Below are 14,348 nucleotides of genomic sequence, written 5' to 3'. Positions count from 1 at the left end.
TCACCTTCCGATTCCGCGGTAGACGAATCCGGATGCGCGCAGCGCCTCCACCCGTTCGGCGGAAAAGTGCGCGCGTCCGTCGACGATGACGCAGCGCTCGGCGGCATGGCCGCGAAGCGCGTTCAGATCCAGATCCTCGAACTCCCGGTGCCATGCGAGCACCGCCAGGCAGTCGGCCCCTTCGACGGCTTCCTCGACCGAGGAGGCCAGTCCGACGCCGAAGATCGTTTTCGCGTCCGCCGGGTCCACGAGGGTGTCGAAGAGGGCGACATCCGCCCCTGCCTCGATCAACTCCGCGACGACAGGGGCGGTCGGTGTGGAGCGCACGTCACCGGTGTTGTTCTTGAAGGCCAGTCCGATGACCGCGACCCTCGACTCCTCGGGCCGTTTCCCCAGTTTTTCCAGTTCGTCCACGATGAGACCGGCGGTGTAGGCCGGCATCGAGTCGTTCACGGCGCGGGCGGTGGCAATGGTCTGCAACTCGACCCCCTTGTCGCGTGCGGCCCGCCAGACCATCCAGGGGTCCTTGGTCAGGCAGGATCCGCCCACCCCCACACCGGGGAGCAGGACGTTGACACTGCCGGCTCCCTTGGGAACCGCGTTGGTCGCCTTGATGACCTCGATGGCGTCCACACCCATGGCGGAGCAGAACTGGGCCAGTTCGTTGGCCAGGGCAATGTTGTGGTCGACCCACCAGTTGTTGGCCAGTTTGACCACCTCGGCGGTTTCCATCGAGGAGCACGGGACCGGGGTGACCCCGATGGTGCGGCGCCAGAATTGTGCGGCGGCCTCGGTACTTGCCGTGCACCAGCCGCCTACGACGATCGGCAGGTTGCGGAGCTCGGAGAGCGCGGCACCCTGGGAGAGGCGCTCGGGACAGAACGCCAGCCCGAAGTCGGTGCCACAGGTGAGGCCCCCGGCTTCGAGCAGCGGGACGACGAGTTCGCGCATCGTTCCCGGTGGGACCGTGCTTTTGACGATGACCAGCTGCCCGGGGCGGATGTGGGGCCCCAACTGTGCGCAGGCGCTGCGCAGTTGCGCGTCCATCAGCAGGCCCTGTTCGCGGATCGGGGTACCGACCGCCACGATGACGACGTCTGCGGACGAGACGGCCTGGTAATCCGTGGTGACGCGGAGCCGTCCCGCACTCACGCCCTGGGCGAGGAGTTCGGGCAGGCCCGGATCCTTGAACCGGCATGTCCCCACCTCCAGTTCCTCGACGAGGAGCGGGTCGGTGTCGACACCGACCACATTCATACCGGTGTCCGCCAGAGTGGCGGCCAGGCATGAACCGACGTAGCCCAGACCGATGACCGCGGTCGTGGTGTCCTCCCGATCTGGCAGGAAACGCATAGGGAATCCTTTCGGCTCTCAGTTCGCTGCTGCAATAGGACAGGGACCTTCGCGGTGACGGAATTTCGCTGGAACCCACCTGCTGGGCGCACGGATGCTAACCGGTTTCGCGGTGAGAAGTCTTTGGGTGGTGGTCGGAGATTGGCGGGGCCCGACGGTCGGGAGCGCACGGAGAATATATCCGGTGTATTCCCGGGAGGGTGGGGCTGCGCCTCCGATGCCTGCTGCATTGTAATAGCAGTTCGAGGGCGGGGAAAGACTGATTGCGGTGATGATATCCGCGGTGGAGTTCCTCTCCGGGCGTGGTTCCCCTCCGGTGGTGAACGGTAGGGGAACCGAGAGATGGCAGCCGCTCGGAGCTCGGCAAACGAGGAGGATCTGCTGTGCGGTGGCCGATGCGGGGGCCCAATGCGTTCTTCGCCCGGCCTGCGGGTGTTCGCGTGACGGTCGCGGAGTGGCGTACCCTGCGCGAAATACGGTATTGCTTTCCAGCGGTGGGTGGCCATTCCTTCGGCGCCCTGCTCCGCCGGATAAACGTGACGGCAGTAAATCCCGCTCTGCCGTCATGGTAATCGGGTTGTTTGAAGTCCCCGTTCCTCGGGATTTTCGCTGTGTTCCATCGACTTCGATCGCCGGTTTTCACAACAAAGACTTGAGGAGTGGGGATTCGTGCGCGTGGTGATCGCGGCCCAGGCCGAGCGGACGCATTTTCTGGGGATGGTTCCCGTGGCCTGGGCGTTGCGGGCGGCCGGGCACGAGGTGCGGGTGGCCAGTCAGCCCGAACTCGAAGGTGTGGTCACCGGCGCCGGACTGCCCTTCGTGCCCGTGGGCAAGGACCACACCCTGCGTGCGACGCTACGGCGCCTCAGCAAGCTGCCGGGGGCAGGCGGCGGTCTGGACTGGGCGGACGACCGCATCTGGGACCTCCCCTGGACGCACCTTCGCGTTGAGTACCGCCAGATGGTGTCGTGGTGGTGGCGCATGGTCAACGAGCCGATGCTGGGCGACCTGGTGGCGTTGTGCCGCCAGTGGCGTCCGGACCTGGTGATCTGGGAGCCCACGACGTTCGCGGGGGCGATCGCGGCCAGGGCCTGCGGGGCCGCCCACGTCCGCTTCCTCTGGGGAGTCGACCTCTTCTCCCAGACCCGGGCGGCCTTCCTGCGGCGGATGGGCGAGCAGCCCCCCGACCAGCAAGAAGACCCCCTAGCCGCCTGGCTCACCGCCCTCGCCGCACGCTACGGCCTCGACTACGACGAAGAACTCGTCCACGGCCAGGCCACCATCGACTTCGTCCCGCCCGCGCTCAAGGCCCCCACCCCGCCGCCAGGCCCCCACTACCTCCCCACCCGTTACGTCCCCTACAACGGGCGCGCCGTCGTCCCCCACTGGCTGCGCACCCCACCCCACCGACCCCGCATCTGCCTCACCCTGGGCACGAGCACCGCGGACTGGTTCGGCGACTACACGGTCGCGGTCAAGGACGTGCTGTCGGGGCTGGCCGACCTCGACGCCGAGATCATCGCCACCATCCCCGCAGCGCAACAACACAGCCTGGGGCCGGTCCCCGCAAACACGCGCCTCGTCGACTACGTCCCCCTCCACGCACTCACCCCCACCTGCCACGCCATGATCACCCACGGCGGGCCGGGGACCGTGTTCACCTCGCTCACCCACGGGGTGCCCCAGGTCATCACGCCGCATCCGCGGCTGTTCGACACCCCGCTCCTGGCGCAACGAGTGGCCCAGGCGGGCGCCGGGCTCGTGCTGCCCCCCGCTGTCGCAGACGCCGACGCGGTCTGTCGGGGCGTGGCGCGCCTGATCGCGGAACCGCGATTCGCCCGGTCGGCCGACCGCCTGCGCAGGGAAATGCAGGACATGCCCGCCCCCGCCGACCTCGTCCCCCTCCTCCACGACCTCACCGGCTGAAGCCCTGTCCACCCCGTGGACAAGGGGGTGGGCGGCCAATCGGAACAGGAACGGCGATGACGTGGGAGTACCTGTCGGTAGCGCGTGGGAGCCTTCCCAGCGGTAGGGCGGTCCGGCGCAGTCAAGCGGCGTCTAGAAGCTGTCTAGACGTTGTCACGAAAGGCTCTGGCACAATCCCAACGAACCGGCTTTCACTTGGCTCTCTTTGGTGCCGAGGGGGGAATCTTCAGCCGTGGTTCGGGGGTATTCGATATCGAGTCAAGTCCTATTCAGGGCGTCTTGGGGAACGTCGCTCCACACGGTCGTACGCGCCCGTATGCGAAAAACGGAGAGAGGACTCGTGGCACGATGGCGAAATCAGCGGTGAAAACGCTCAGGCCGGAATCGGCAAGGGAAAGCCGTTCGGTCCGACGCGAGGAAAGAGTTTCTCTGGGGGACAACGGTAAGTTCTCCTTCGGAGACAGAGGGTATTCGACGCGAAGAACCACCCTTTCGATCCCCGACGGGATGCCGTTGGGTGTGTGGGAGCGGCTGGGGCGGCACATCTTCGTCATCTCCGACGCATCCGCCTGGTGGCTGGGGGACTGGCTCATCTACGGGCAGCACCACTACCCGGACCGGTACAAACGCGCAATCGGGGCGACGTCCCTGGACTACCAGACCCTGCGCAACTACGCCTGGATCGCCCGCAAGTTCACACCGTCGCGCCGACGGGAGAACCTGAGCTTCCAGCATCACGCCGAGGTGGCCGGCCTCGCCGAACTCGACCAGGAGAAATGGCTGGCCGAGGCGGAGGCCGGGGGGTGGTCCAGGAACGAGCTCAGGCGCAGGATCCGGGGCGAGGCCAAGGGCGTGCGCAAGAGCGAGGAGCTCACCTACCTCCAGCTGAGCGTTCCGACCGACCGCAAGCAGAAGTGGCAGCTGGCCGCGGAAGGCGCCGGGATGGGGCTCCAGGAGTGGGTCGAGTCCAATCTCGACAAAGCCGCAGTGGCCGCGCTGGAAGGCAGGTAAGCGAATCCTCGTCAGAGGTTTCGTGGTTGACGCGGCTCTCGAAGAGGTAAATCTTTCTGCTCTCCGAGGCTGATTCTCCCGTGGAACCGGGAAAATTCACCGACGATTTTCGAAAGTGGCGTATTCATGACCGCTTATGTGTGGGGATACCTGAATGAGTACGAGAAGGAGCGCGAGGACATCCTCGACGCCGTAGACACTGTCTTCAAATCCGGGCAGTTGATCTGGGGGCCGTTCGTCGACTCCTTCGAGGACGAATTCGCGGAGTATCACGGGGTTCCCCACTGTGTTGGAGTCGACAACGGGACCAACGCCCTCGTCCTGGGGCTGAGGGCGATCGGGGTCGGCCCCGGGGACGAGGTCATCACCGTCTCGAACACAGCAGCACCCACGGTGCTGGCCATCGACCTGGTCGGTGCCAAGCCCGTTTTCGTCGACATCGACCCCGACACCTATCTGATGGACGTGGGGCAAGTGGGCTCGGTCATCACCGAGCGGACCCGCTGCATCCTTCCCGTGCACCTCTACGGCCAGTGCGTCGACATGGCGCCCCTCCAGGAGGTGGCCGCCGCGCACGACCTGCTCATCCTGGAGGACTGCGCCCAGGCGCACGGTGCGCGCTATTACGGACACATCGCCGGTTCCATCGGCAACGCGGGAGCCTTCTCCTTCTACCCGACCAAAATCCTCGGTGCCTACGGCCACGCGGGCGCCACCATCACCTCCGACCCCGAGGTGGACGCCAGTCTCAGACGTCTGCGCTACTACGGGATGGGCCGCGAGCGCTACTACGTCGTCGAGCCGAACGGGCAGAACGCCCGCCTCGACCAGGTGCACGCCGAGATCCTGCGGCGCAAGCTCACCCGCCTCGACGACTACATCGCGGCCCGGCAGGCCATCGCGGCCCGCTACGCGGAGGCACTCGCCGACACCGAACTGGTCCTCCCCGTCACCGCACCCGGCAACGAACACACCTACTACCTCTACGTCGTCCGCCACCCCCAGCGCGATCGCATCATCGAGGCGATGAAGTCCCACGACATCTCGCTCAACGTCAGCTATCCGTGGCCCGCGCACACGATGACCGGCTTCTCCCACCTCGGCTACGAGAAGGGAGCGCTGCCCGTGACCGAGCGGCTCGCCGACGAGATCTTCTCCCTGCCCATGTACCCCTCGTTGACCAGGCAGGAGCAGGACCGGACGATCGACGCCCTGCGCGAGACCCTGGCCAAACTGTGACGCGCTCCGAGACGGCCGCCCGCTTCGCCGCGTCCGCCGGCGCGCGGGACGGGGCGGCCGTCCCCGGGCCGGCCTTCCGCGACTGGTGGGAGGGGCGGCCGCGCTCCGGTGCATTCGAGGTGACGCGCATCCCCTTCCGCGAGCTCGACCGTTGGGACTTCGACCGGGACAGCGGGGACCTCGGCCACGAGAGCGGTCGGTTCTTCACCGTCGAAGGGCTGCGAGTGGACGACGGGGCCGGGACGGTTCGGACCCAGCCCATCATCAACCAGCCCGAGGTCGGCATCCTCGGCATCCTCGTCAAGGAGTTCGACGGGGTACTGCACTGCCTGATGCAGGCGAAGTTCGAACCGGGCAATCTCAACGTGCGCCAGCTCTCGCCGACCGTCCAAGCCACGCGCAGCAACTACACGCGGGTGCACCAGGGCAACCCGACGCCCTACGTGGAGTACTTCCACGGCCCCGCTCGGGGCCGTGTCCTCGTCGACGTGCTGCAGTCCGAACAGGGCGCGTGGTTCTGGCGCAAGAGCAATCGCAACATCGTCGTAGAGGCAACGGGAGAAGTACCCGAGAACGAGGACTTCTGCTGGCTCACCCTGCACCAGCTGCGGCGGTTGTTGCTCACCGACAACCTGGTCAACATGGACGCCCGGACGGTCCTCGCCTGCATGCCGCTGGCGCGTCCCCAGGAGGCGGCACAAACGTCCACCGACCCTTTCGTGCGGGCACTTCTGCGCTCCTACGACGCGGTCGACGACGCGCCCGAGGCCCGCAACACGCTCGGGGAGGTCATCAGCTGGCTCACCGATGCACGGGCCCGTTGCGAGCACACGACCCAGCTCGTGCCGCTGTCCGACATCACCGGCTGGACGCGGAGCGACGACGCGATCAGTGACGATTCGCGCGAGGTCTTCCAGATCATCGCCGCCCGTGTCCGGGCCGGCAACCGGGAAGTGCGGGAGTGGACCCAGCCACTGCTCGCCCCCTGGCAGCAGGGGCTCGCGGTCTTCGTGACCCGCGCCATCGACGGCGTCCTCCACGTCCTCGTCCGTGCCACGCCCGAGCCGGGGCTGCCGGGCGCGATCGAGATCGGCCCCACGGTGCAGCGCCGCTCCACGGCGGACACCCGTGCGGCCGACCCGTTCGCCGAGACGGCGCTCACCGACGACCCGGCCCGGATCCGCAGCGACGTGGTGCTTTCCGAGGAAGGCGGGCGCTTCCACCACGCCCAGACCCGTTACCGGGTGATCGAGGCCGGACCGGACGTCCCGCTGGAGACCCCCGACGGCTACTGCTGGGTCACCGTCGGCCAGCTCATGGACCTGGTCCGGCACAGCCACTACCTCACCATCGAGGCGCGCACCCTCCTCGCGTGCCTGCACGCCCTCTGGTGACGCCCGGGCCGTCCCCGACCCGGGCGGAACCGGCAAGCCGATCCCCAACGACACGCGAACGGAGGGCCATGCGGGTCCTGGTAGTGACGCAGGCGGAGAAGACCCACATGCTGAGCATGATCCCCCTGGCATGGGCGCTACGCGCAGCGGGACACGAAGTGCAGGTGGCGAGCCAGCCCACGCTCACCGACGCCATCCTGGAGACCGGGCTCCCGGCGTCCCTCGTGGGCGACAACCACGTCCTGTACCAGTACCTGACGTTCCACACGTTCCTACAGGACGCGTTCACCGGCGAGGAGGAGGACGAAGGCTTCGACATGGGAAGCGTGGACCGTCCCGAGACCCTGGGATGGGAGTACCTGAGGGACGGGTACCGGGACTTCGTCCCGTGGTGGTGGAAGATCGTCAACGACCCGATGCTCGACGACCTCGTGACGTTGACCCGCTCCTGGAAACCCGACCTGGTGCTCTGGGAGCCCACGGCCTTCGCGGCGTCGATCGCCGCGGAAGCGTGCGGGGCGATGCACGCCCGTTTCCTGTGGGGCATGGACGTGACCGGCCGTATGCGTGCGGCTTTCCTGCGCCGAATGGTCGAGCAGCCGCCGGAGGAGCAGGAGGACCTGCTCGCCGATTGGCTGGGGGAGCGCGCCGCCCGTTACGGGGTGGAGTTCTCCGAGTCGCTGGTGCGGGGCCACGCCACCGTCGATCCCTGCCCGAAGACACTGCGGTTGGAACCGGAACCACAGGCGCGGCACCTGCCGGTGCGCTACATCCCCTACAACGGCAGGGCCGAGGTGCCGGAGTGGTTGCGCGGGGCCGCCGAACGGCCCCGGGTCTGCCTGACCCTCGGCGCGTCGACGACACAGCGCTTCGACTCCGGCCGCATGCGGTCCATCGCCGAACTCCTGACCGAGCTCGCCCGATTGGACGCGGAGATCGTGGCGACCCTGCCGGCCGAACAGGCCGAAGAACTCGGTCCGTTGCCGGACAATATCCGTATCGTCCAATACGTCCCGTTGCACGTGCTCATGACCGACTGCGCCGCGGTGGTCCACCACGGCGGAGCCGGAACCTACCTCACCGCGCTCTACCACGGGGTTCCGCAGCTCATCCTCGCCGACCTCGTCATGCCGCGGTATCAGTTCGACGAGTCCCTGCTCGCCCGCGGCCTCGTCGCGCAGGGGGCCGGGCTGCAACTCCCCGGTACGGAGATGTCCGCGGGCGCGGTGGCGGAGGCCGTGGGCCGGTTGCTCACCGACCCGAGTTTTCGGCACCGGGCCGCACGACTGCGGGCCGAGGTGCTCGACATGCCCAGCCCCGTCGACCTCGTTCCCGTCCTTGAGGAGCTCGTCGCCGCGCACCGCACCGAAGGGGCCGTGACGTCCGAAGGACGGGACGCGCGCGTGCCCGGGCCGTCATGAGTGGTGGATCGCGGCCCCGTCCCCACCTCCTGGTTTTCTTCGTCGAGTAGTGAAGGTGACACCCCTTGTTCTTGCCCCACCTCGAAACGCCGCGGGTGAGGTTCCTGCCCGCGTCCAGAGAACACGGCAGCGATTTCTACGACTGCATCTTGAAGACCGGGTTGGAACCTCTTCCGCCCCTTGAGGATTTCCTCAGCATGTTCGACGACCTCCCCGAGACGGTCGCTGCCGCGTTCGCCGTCCAACTGCGCGGAAGCGGAGAGATCCTGGGGATCGCGTCGCTACGGGAGCGCGACCCGGCGGGGCACCTGAAGCTCGGCATCTCCATGGACGTGGACAAGCTTCCCTACGGGGTCGGCACCGAGGCGATGATGCTGCTCGTCAACTACGCCTTCGCCACGTGGGACGACATCCGCAAGGTCTACATCCAGACCACCGATGCCAGCATGCACCGCTTCAAGTCGTCCCTCTCCGCGACGCCGAAGGAGGCGACGTTCCCCAAGCACGTGTTCCTCATGGGGCGGCTCTGGGATATGCACTGCTATTCGATCTCCAGGGAATCCTGGAAACGTGAGGGCTCGGTCATGCTCGAACGGCTCGTCAACCGCGGCAAGCGGGCGGCACGTTCCTGAGGCGAGTACCCGGTCCGTGCGTGAGCGGCCGTGACCTCCGCGGACGAACGGGCGACCGCTGCGCCGCCACCGTCGTCAATGACAGTGAACCGGTGGTGCGTTATCGTCCGCAGGGCGATTCGACGGAGGCCACCGTCCCGCCGGCGGGACGTGGGAACGCCTCCGTTTTTCGGTGGCATCGTTTTCCCTGGCGGCGAATTTTTCGGCCGATCCAGGAGTGGTATGGAGAACCTCCCAATCCGGAGTGCAGATCGAGGCGGTCGATTATGAATTCCCCCTATACGAGGACGCGTAGAACCGAGCTTCGGCCGATCGTTTCCCAAACGGCGTCGGGTGTTCGGGAAATCGTGGAGAAAGAAGGTCTCGCGGGTCTTCCCGCCGCTTCCCTGGTTCTGGCCAGTGTCCCGGAGGAACCCGATGACGTCGCGGCACAGTTCCTGATCGCGAGCACGGTGAACGACTCGGTCGTCGGTTTCTGCTCCTTTTCCCGGGTCGGCGCCGGCGGGTCCCTCATGCAGATCGACGTGCTGATGGACCCCGAAACCGGCGCCCTCGGAATCACCCTTGAAGCCAACGTCCTCCTCGTGAACTACGCGTTCGCCCAATGGGAGGTCGACAGGGTCTGCTTCTGGTCGGCCGAGGAGGACTCGGAGATGTTCGGGGCGAACCGGGCGATCATCAGGGAGGAGAAGATCCTCCCCGAGGGAATTCGCAATCCGCTTGAGAACAAAAGCGCGAGGCTCTTCGTCATCGACCGGAGTTACTGGGAGAAATACGGGGCCAGGTTCCTGAAGTGGCTCGTCCGAATTCCGGCCGACCGCTGACTCCCTTCCGCAGATTCCGAAAGAAAAGAGTTGGTAGCGATGGCCGTAATCGACCGGGACGAACTGGTCTCCCAGATCAAGGTGCAGGCGTTCACCATTTTGATGTTCGCCTCGGCGGAACCGCAGATCGATCTGCCCGAACCGACCGGCATGACCGATCTGGACTCGTTCGCCGTCGTCCAGTTGATCCTCACACTCGAAGACAACTACGACGTGATGCTGCTGGAGGAGATCCCTTCCTTCTCCGGTGAGACCTTCGAGGACCTCGCGGACTTCATCATCGAGAAGGCCGCGGCAAAGGAAGGCGAGAAGGAGAGCGGGGAAGCCGATACTGCTGCCGCACAGCAGTAACCTCCCGGTTCTTTGCACGGGACGGACGCGGGGTGGTGCGCCGGGTGCCTCAGGGACCCTGCCGCACCACCCCGGCCCCGTCTATCGCGTGATGACCTTCTGTAGACGCCAGGCGCCCAACCCGAAGAGCACCGCCGCATAGCCGAGCAGTACCGCGATCTGGGGAAGCACATCGATGATGCCCCCGCCATGGCGCACGATCTCGCTGAACGCCTCGTAGCCCCAGGCGTGCGGGGTGACATAGGCCGCCGCGCGGACCACGCCGCTGAACGCGTCCAACGGGACCATCGTCCCGCCCGCGGCTGCCGCAGCCAGTCCGATCCCGAGGGCCGCTGAGACCGCGCTGCCCTCCGTCTTGAACACCGACCCCAGAAGCATCGCCGCGCCGCTCCCCACGAGACAGAACGCGGTGAGTACGGCTGCGGTCGCCACGAGGTCGCCCCACACGACGCCGAACAGCAGCGCCGATCCGAACAGGATGAGCAGCGCCTGGGTGAGCGTGATCACGAACCGTCCGAGGGCCTCGCCGAAAACGATGGTGCCCACGCCCGTCGGTGTGGAGTACATCCGCCGGGCGATTCCCGACTGCCTGGTCTGGACGATGCCGATGGCGGTCGTCAGCGAGGTCAGGAAGGTGAACAACAGCAGGATCGGCGGTGCGGCCAGGGCGTACTGGCTGACGTCCTCGGGAAAGACGGATTCCCCCGTCGTGACGGCGGCGACCTCGATACCGGGGATGTCGGCGTTCTCGGCATCGTCGAGCCGTGTGTCGAAGTCCCCGCCGGACTCCGCCTCGGCGAACCGTGCGGCTCCCAGCAGGGTCGCCTCCTGGGAGACCATCGAACGCACCCAGGTGGTCAGGTTCAGGGCCCCCCAGTCATCGGGGCGGCTCAGGACGCTGACCTCGGCGTCGCCTTCGCGTACCCGCTCGTCGTAGCCCTCCGGGACGATCAGGCCCGCGTCGACCGCGCCGCGCTCGACCAGGTCCCGCAACGCCTCCTCGGACCCGACCCGTTCCACCGTGGCGTGTTCGGTCCCCTCCAACGAGGCGACCAGCCGTTCGGCGAGGGGGCCCTCCGCGGCCCCGGTGACACCGAGACGCGAACTGTCCTGGCCGAACATCAGCCCTGTCGTGAAGACCATGAGCAACGGCAGGAGGATCACGAAGAAGATGTTCGTCCGGTCGCGAAAGACACGGCGCAGGTTGAGCAGGCCGATGGTAACCGGCTTCGTCATGAGTGCAGCATCCTTCCCATGCGGAACAGGGCCGCTCCGCCACCGACGGCGGCCATGCCCAAGAGGACGAGGACCGGCGTCAGCACGGTTGCCACCGATCCGTCCGCGGACAGGTTCGCCAGGCCGTCGAGGAACCATCGGTGCGGCGTGAAGTAACTGAGCGTCGACAGCGCGCCCAGTTGGGTGATCGGGAAAAGAGCACCTCCGAGCACTCCGAGTAGCATGGCGATCACCGAAAGCCAGTTCAGTGCCTGCTCGGAATTGCCGGCGAATCCCGCCACGCCGGCGGTGATCCCCACGGCGGCCAGAACCCCGGAGACGCTGAGAGCGGCCACCCCCAGGGGAGCTCCCCAGTCCGCGCCGAAGAGGAGACTCGACGCGATGACGAGGATGGCCATGCTGGCGATCCCGACGAGCACGGCACTGGACAACTTGGCGGCCAGGACCCCGGGGCGGGAGATCGGTGCCGCCAACAGGCGGGCCAACGTTCCGTTGCCGCGTTCCTCGAAAATGCTGTTCACGCTGAACATCGCGGCGAAGAACAAGAAGAAGAACGCCGTGCCGGCCGAGTAGTAGGTGACGGTGTCGAGTTCTCGGCGCTGGGCCGAGGCGTCCTCCTCCACCGTCACCGGCGCGGCGGTCTCGCCGGCCCGTTGGGCGAGTTCCGCGCCGTCGGTGTCGCTGCCCTCGGCGGCGATGGTGACGGCGAGTTGGATTCTGCGGTGTTCGCCGGCGAATGCGCGGCCGATCTCCCGGGCGACCTGGACGGCCTCCGGTGCGTTGGCGCTGCCGATCACCGTCAGTTCCACGGATTCGCCGTCGGCGAGGGAGTCGGAGAAACCCGAGGGGATGATGAAGGCGGCGTCGGCGTCTCCCGACTCCACCGACTCGATCCCGTCGTCTTCGGTGGCGGCGGTGGTGACGGTCAGCAGCCCGTCGTCCTCCAGCGGGCCCAGGACCCCTTCGGTGAACGCCGTCGCCACGTCGCCGCCGTCCTCGTCGACGACGGTGTACTCGGCGGTGAACCCTCCTTCGCCGCTACCGGACGATCCGCCCAGCAGTGCGTTGAGCATGAACGCCAGGCCGAGCGGGAGTGCCAGCGCGAAAAGCAGGAGGGTGCCGTCTCGGCTGCGCTGGCGCAGGTCCTTGATGAGAATGGTCAGGATGGCGGACATCGCTGTGCTCCTCGATTCCGTGGTCAGTCCCGCAGTGCCTTGCCGGTGAGGTGGAGGAACACCGCTTCCAGGTCGGGTTCGCGCACCTCGACCGAGCGGAGCACCGTCCCGGTCTGGGTCAGCGAGTCGAGGACCTGGGGAAGCACCGCACGTGCGTCGGCCACGAGCATCGTGATCTCGGAGCCCTCGCCGCTCACCTGCTTGGTCTCGGGGAGCGCCTCCAGGGTGCGAATCGCGCTTTCCCGCCCGCCGTCCATCCTGAGGACGATGGTGTCGTCCTCGCCGACCGCGGAGACCAGCTCCCGCTGGGTCCCTTCCGCCTTGATCTGGCCGCCGTCGATGACGCCCACCCGGTCGCAGAGGCGTTCGGCCTCCTCCATGTAGTGGGTGGTGTACAGGACGGCCACGCCCTCACCGGTCTGCTTCTTGACGTTCTCGAAGATCGCGTTGCGACTCTGCGGATCGACGCCGACGGTCGGCTCGTCGAGGATGAGCAGGCCGGGACGGTTCAGGAGACCGATCCCGATGTTGAGTCTTCGCGCCATCCCGCCGGAGAACGCGGAGACGGTCTCGCCGGCGCGGTCGGACAGGCCGATGACCTCCAGGACCTCCTCGCTCCTGCGGCGTGCGTCGGCTCTGGAGAGGCCGTAGAGCCTGGCGAAGAACCGGAGGTTGTCCACCGCGCTCAGGTCGGGGTACACCGCCAGCTGCTGGGGCACGAAACCGATGTGCGCCTTGCTCGCCTTGTCGGTGACGCTGTGTTCTTTTCCGTTGATGCGGATCGAGCCGGAATCGCGTTGCAGGATTCCGACGATGATCGAGATCGTCGTCGTCTTCCCGGCGCCATTGGGACCGAGGAGCCCGTATGTCTCGCCTTCGGCAATCGAGAAGCTCACGTTGTCGACGACCTTGGTCGAACCGTAGCTCTTAGAGATTCCTTCGACTTCCAGGAACGGCACGGTTTCTTTTTCACCATCCTTGGTTGGTGGCCCTTGACAGGGCTTTGCGGGGTGGATTCTTGCTGTGGAGTGCACGCCGTCTGCTTTTCGTCCGTGCGTTGGGCGGACGGGCCTGAGAAGGGGCACTCAATTACCTATTTGCTGTGGTCGTAGTGCAGTGAACCACACGGTGCGTCGAGGTCAGCGCGGGATTTTTGTCGTTACTTCCGGCGCCGCCGGTTGTCCACGAATTTCGGCCATGGCCTTTCGTGGGCAGGGCGAGCCGGCCGCCGCAAATGGGCTGGGTGCCCTTGTGGCGGGGGAACGGGCCGCACACGATAACGGATCTCCTGCTCAATGGATGTTGTTCTCAGCCGCCACCGCCCGTGTGCGGGGACGGTGCGGACGCCGATTTCGGATTGCCCTGCCGGAAATCGGCGGTGAGGTCGTGGAGGAGGGGGACGAGGTCGGCGGGGGCGGGCATGTCCTGCATTTCCCGGCGCAGGCGGTCGGCCGACCGGGCGAACCCCGGCTCCGCGATCAGGCGCGCCACTCCGCGCGCGACCGCGTCCGGGGTCGGGTCGGGGTGGACCACCGCTGCTCCTTGCCGTCGCATCAGCTCCGCGACGAGCGGCTCGTCGAAGGTCGGCCGCGGAACGATCAGCTGGGGAACCCCGTGGGTGAGCGAGGTGAACACGGTCCCCGTGCCGCCGTGGGTGATCATGGCGTGGCAGGTGGGGGTGAGTGCGTGGAGGGGGGCGTAGTCGACGAGGCGGGTGTTGGGGGGGATGGGTCCGAGGGTGTGGTGGTGGGCGGTGGGGATGGTGGCGATGATTTCGGCGTCGAGG

General features: G+C 67.0%; 13 protein-coding genes. 8 read left to right on the top strand and 5 right to left on the bottom strand.

Features of this window, described 5'->3' with window-relative positions; translation table 11 throughout:
- Positions 1 to 1,353 (bottom strand): nucleotide sugar dehydrogenase, encoded by a 1,353-nt coding sequence (locus tag QSJ59_RS21610; RefSeq protein WP_285761571.1) that lies wholly within the window; start codon positions 1,351 to 1,353, stop codon positions 1 to 3.
- Between the two features lie 669 nt (positions 1,354 to 2,022).
- Between QSJ59_RS21610 and QSJ59_RS21605 the strand changes: the two genes are divergently transcribed.
- From QSJ59_RS21605 to QSJ59_RS21570, 8 genes are all read left to right on the top strand, one after another.
- Positions 2,023 to 3,279 (top strand): activator-dependent family glycosyltransferase, encoded by a 1,257-nt coding sequence (locus QSJ59_RS21605; protein WP_285761570.1) that lies wholly within the window; start codon positions 2,023 to 2,025, stop codon positions 3,277 to 3,279.
- 507 nt (positions 3,280 to 3,786) lie between these two features.
- Positions 3,787 to 4,290 (top strand): LmbU family transcriptional regulator, encoded by a 504-nt coding sequence (locus tag QSJ59_RS21600; protein WP_432707516.1) that lies wholly within the window; start codon positions 3,787 to 3,789, stop codon positions 4,288 to 4,290.
- 126 nt (positions 4,291 to 4,416) lie between these two features.
- Positions 4,417 to 5,529, top strand: a complete 1,113-nt coding sequence (locus QSJ59_RS21595) for a DegT/DnrJ/EryC1/StrS family aminotransferase (RefSeq protein WP_285761569.1) — start codon at positions 4,417 to 4,419, stop codon at positions 5,527 to 5,529.
- The gene (locus QSJ59_RS21590; protein ID WP_285761568.1) at positions 5,526 to 6,923 is read left to right on the top strand and encodes an NDP-hexose 2,3-dehydratase family protein; all 1,398 of its coding nucleotides are present in this window, start codon (positions 5,526 to 5,528) and stop codon (positions 6,921 to 6,923) included. Before QSJ59_RS21595 ends, QSJ59_RS21590 begins: the two co-directional genes overlap by 4 nt.
- Positions 6,924 to 6,991: 68 nt before the next feature.
- Positions 6,992 to 8,344, top strand: a complete 1,353-nt coding sequence (locus QSJ59_RS21585) for an activator-dependent family glycosyltransferase (RefSeq protein WP_285761567.1) — start codon at positions 6,992 to 6,994, stop codon at positions 8,342 to 8,344.
- Between the two features lie 65 nt (positions 8,345 to 8,409).
- Complete coding sequence (locus tag QSJ59_RS21580; RefSeq protein WP_285761566.1) at positions 8,410 to 8,976, top strand: GNAT family N-acetyltransferase; 567 nt, start codon at positions 8,410 to 8,412, stop codon at positions 8,974 to 8,976.
- 347 nt (positions 8,977 to 9,323) lie between these two features.
- Positions 9,324 to 9,800 carry a hypothetical protein gene (locus QSJ59_RS21575; RefSeq protein WP_285761565.1) on the top strand — a complete coding sequence of 159 codons (477 nt, stop codon included), beginning with the start codon at positions 9,324 to 9,326 and terminating at the stop codon, positions 9,798 to 9,800.
- 39 nt (positions 9,801 to 9,839) lie between these two features.
- Complete coding sequence (locus QSJ59_RS21570; protein ID WP_285761564.1) at positions 9,840 to 10,151, top strand: hypothetical protein; 312 nt, start codon at positions 9,840 to 9,842, stop codon at positions 10,149 to 10,151.
- A gap of 81 nt (positions 10,152 to 10,232) precedes the next feature.
- On the opposite strand, the gene QSJ59_RS21565 is transcribed toward QSJ59_RS21570, so the two are convergent.
- The 4 genes from QSJ59_RS21565 to QSJ59_RS21550 all read right to left on the bottom strand — a co-directional run.
- A complete protein-coding gene (locus QSJ59_RS21565) occupies positions 10,233 to 11,387 on the bottom strand; it encodes an ABC transporter permease (protein ID WP_285761563.1) in 1,155 nt (384 codons plus the stop codon).
- Entirely contained in the window at positions 11,384 to 12,562 is a 1,179-nt protein-coding gene (locus QSJ59_RS21560; protein ID WP_285761562.1) for an ABC transporter permease, read from the bottom strand. The genes QSJ59_RS21565 and QSJ59_RS21560 overlap by 4 nt, the downstream gene beginning before the upstream one ends.
- Positions 12,563 to 12,585: 23 nt before the next feature.
- Entirely contained in the window at positions 12,586 to 13,521 is a 936-nt protein-coding gene (locus tag QSJ59_RS21555) for an ABC transporter ATP-binding protein (RefSeq protein ID WP_285761561.1), read from the bottom strand.
- A 349-nt stretch (positions 13,522 to 13,870) separates the two neighbouring features.
- On the bottom strand, positions 13,871 to 14,348 hold a 478-nt coding region (locus QSJ59_RS21550; RefSeq protein ID WP_285761560.1), incomplete at its 5' end, for a nucleotide disphospho-sugar-binding domain-containing protein.

The sequence above is a fragment of the Nocardiopsis ansamitocini genome (assembly GCF_030268225.1).
Classification (GTDB): domain Bacteria; phylum Actinomycetota; class Actinomycetes; order Streptosporangiales; family Streptosporangiaceae; genus Nocardiopsis_D; species Nocardiopsis_D ansamitocini.
The sequence above is the reverse complement of the archived record's forward strand: the minus strand, read 5'-3'. Positions and strand labels throughout refer to the sequence as shown.

Bases quoted from the DNA above. Each gene is read 5' to 3' on its own strand.
- QSJ59_RS21570 (WP_285761564.1), top strand. From the start codon at position 9,840: ATGGCCGTAATCGACCGGGACGAACTGGTCTCCCAGATCAAGGTGCAG.
- QSJ59_RS21595 (WP_285761569.1), top strand. From the start codon at position 4,417: ATGACCGCTTATGTGTGGGGATACCTGAATGAGTACGAGAAGGAGCGC.
- QSJ59_RS21600 (WP_432707516.1), top strand. From the start codon at position 3,787: ATGCCGTTGGGTGTGTGGGAGCGGCTGGGGCGGCACATCTTCGTCATC.
- QSJ59_RS21560 (WP_285761562.1), bottom strand. From the start codon at position 12,562: ATGTCCGCCATCCTGACCATTCTCATCAAGGACCTGCGCCAGCGCAGC.
- QSJ59_RS21565 (WP_285761563.1), bottom strand. From the start codon at position 11,387: ATGACGAAGCCGGTTACCATCGGCCTGCTCAACCTGCGCCGTGTCTTT.
- QSJ59_RS21585 (WP_285761567.1), top strand. From the start codon at position 6,992: ATGCGGGTCCTGGTAGTGACGCAGGCGGAGAAGACCCACATGCTGAGC.
- QSJ59_RS21610 (WP_285761571.1), bottom strand. From the start codon at position 1,353: ATGCGTTTCCTGCCAGATCGGGAGGACACCACGACCGCGGTCATCGGT.